We start from the raw sequence: 2,656 nt of genomic DNA on the forward strand, positions 1-2,656 counted from the left end.
CCTGCACGGTTTTCAGCATCAACAGCTGCTTGACCTGCCTGATTCCGCTTTTCAATGGCTTCGTTATCTGCATTTGCCTTAGCAAGTCCAGCTTCATTTTCTTTTTGAATGGCCTGATTTTTCGCAACAATATCATCTGCCTTAGTTTTCTTTGTTAGATAATCCGCTACAGCTTGTTCGTTAGTTGATTGAATGGTTTCAACAGCCTTGCCATAGTTTGTATAGTCAAGTACAGATGTCCCATTTCCTGATGAAACTACTTGTTCAATTACTGTCACATCAGCATCTGCATACTGAGATTTTAGGTCATTGACTTTGGCTTCAACCCAAGTATTTGTCTCTTTACCAATTAGATTGGCCCCTTCGTAGGCCTGTGTCAGCTCCTTATTTTCTTGTTCAATGCGAGCTTTTTCATCCTCATAAGCTGCTTTGTCAGCTTTGTAGGTTTCAGTAACTTCGTTGATAGCCGCAACTTGGTTTTGGGCATCTGCTTCTGCTTTTGAAATTTGTTGGTTGGTCTCTGACGCAGAAGTTGTATTTCCTAAATCCATTGGACTATCTTCAACCGTAGAAACACCTTCAGCCTTGGCCACTTCAGCTGCTTGTGTTACCGTATCATGTGGTACGGTGACAGCGATTGCACCATTAGATTGTCCAGTTAACCCTAAACTTTCAGTTTGTTCAGATACAGGGTTTGGTTGTGCTTCTGGTAAATTCGTGGCTGGATTTTCCGTTCGTTGAATGGTGGTGTCAACTGATGATGTGACTTCGTCTGCATGTGCAACCGTGCCTCCCCAAGCAACAACAGCCGTCACCATGGTTCCAAGGGCAACGGAACATAGAGTGCGATATTTTTTACTCTTGCGAAAGACGTGTTTCTCGCCTTTTTCTTGATTGACAAGAAAGTGATGATTACATGTTTTGGTCATAAATAGTCCTTCTTTTCTTTTATTCTTTAGCAACAAACTGTCACTCTTTCCTCATCATAAAAAAGAAGGCTTGATTTTGTTATCACAATAAATTGAGGGAAAAGAAAAAAGCCACCCATAAAAGTGGATGACCTGATTATCAGGATATCAATTTTTACATTAAGACGGCCAATTAACCTTTCTAACTTTAGCAGTCTTAAAGCGTTTCTTGTCAACAAGTTTCAGCTCTATTTCTCTACAATTTGTAATTAAGGTGTCGTTGATTTTAAGACTTCTTGGAAAGTATTGATTTCCTTGTTCATGTGATAATTCAACGGTATAACTAATACCATTACTTAATTTGAAGACCACAAAATAAATATTATCTCTTCTAAATCGTTTACCAACTTTTCTATTCAAAATACCATCCGTTGTATAAAATTTACATTCCATCACATGTAACATTTGATAAAGTAGTAATGTGCCAACGATTTTGAATTTATTTTCGTTAAACCATCCATTATCAGCCTTATTTAGACGCTGCAATGTCCAATCATCCTTTAATCCTTCAAAAATACTCCCTGCATTATTAGTTGGTAAATTGACATGATGATCTCTTGATAATCCTAATAGATGGGGAATAGAGGAATTTGGGACGGAGAGAACAATTTCAGGATAGTTCTCCATATTTGTCTGATAAACGTATTTGTACTGAGAAACATATTTCTCAATAGTATTGGCCAAACAAGACATATCGACATTGAGAATATCAATCTCTCCATCAAAGGTCTCGAGCCATTCCAAAGTATATGTCATTTTATTTTTCTCCTAAAAAAGAGAAGGAAGCAGGTGCTTCCTTCTCTTCCACGTATTGAGTTTCACCTCACGCTAGATATGCCCTATCTATTCCTCAAGGGTAGGCAGTCCTGCTATTCTTTTTCTCAACAAACAGTTTGAACTGAGTGCGGAGCCCACAGGCGGGTGCAGACCATATCCACTAGCCCACAAGTAATTTATAATCTTTATTTACCCTTATTATACGGGATAATTCCTTATTTGTCAACACCTATGTTCACGCTTAAAGTTTAGATGAGATGACCACTTTGTCCCAAATATCATACAACATTTAGGACAAGAAGACAAGTATTCTAATATTTTTATTTCGTCGTATAAGCAAAACTCAAGCTACTATCCACTCCAGATAATTTACGGAAGGTGTAGTTGGGATTGCCATTGTAATTGGTTTCGGAGATAAGGAATGAGCCATCTGGGTAGACTTTTTCGACGAAAGCCACATGACCGTATTCTGTTGGTGTGCCATGTCCTCCTCCCGCAAAGGAAAGAATAGCTCCTGCTTGTGGACTTGTCCCTGTCTCTCCACCGAGACTTTCGGCTGTACGCACCCAATCTTGCCCATTACCCATGGTACTGATAATTGGAATCTTCTCACCGTTTTTACCTTTGAGTTTTAGCCCCAGTTGGTTGATACGGGCTGCGACTCCCCAAGTACATTGGCCGAAAGCGTAACCCATCCCGTCACCACCTCCTGGAATAGAGTTTTCAAAAAGGTCTCCTCGTACAGCTTCAAGTGCTTTTGGATCACTTTGTGCTGTCCCACCGTTAGGTTGACTAAAGCCTTTTTCAATTTGGTAATACCACTCACTTGCTCGTGTTTGACGTTCAAGTAGCTTATCTCCACTATTTCCTTCCCAGTAAATGAGAAAGAGTTGGGCAAGACTAGCTGGACT

3 protein-coding genes are annotated in these 2,656 nt (G+C 39.8%); all 3 read right to left on the reverse strand.

Translation table 11 applies throughout. The features are described 5' to 3' along the window. Positions 1–929 (reverse strand): putative cross-wall-targeting lipoprotein signal domain-containing proteiin (locus tag C1E58_RS02565; protein WP_330848248.1); only part of this gene is annotated, 929 nt, incomplete at its 3' end. 159 nt (positions 930–1,088) lie between these two features. After that, positions 1,089–1,724 carry a hypothetical protein gene (locus C1E58_RS02570; protein ID WP_000222716.1) on the reverse strand — a complete coding sequence of 212 codons (636 nt, stop codon included), beginning with the start codon at positions 1,722–1,724 and terminating at the stop codon, positions 1,089–1,091. Between the two features lie 341 nt (positions 1,725–2,065). Then, positions 2,066–2,656 (reverse strand): CHAP domain-containing protein (locus tag C1E58_RS02575; RefSeq protein WP_153055813.1); only part of this gene is annotated, 591 nt, incomplete at its 5' end.

The sequence above is a fragment of the Streptococcus suis genome (assembly GCF_002964575.1).
Taxonomy (GTDB): Bacteria; Bacillota; Bacilli; order Lactobacillales; family Streptococcaceae; genus Streptococcus; species Streptococcus suis_R.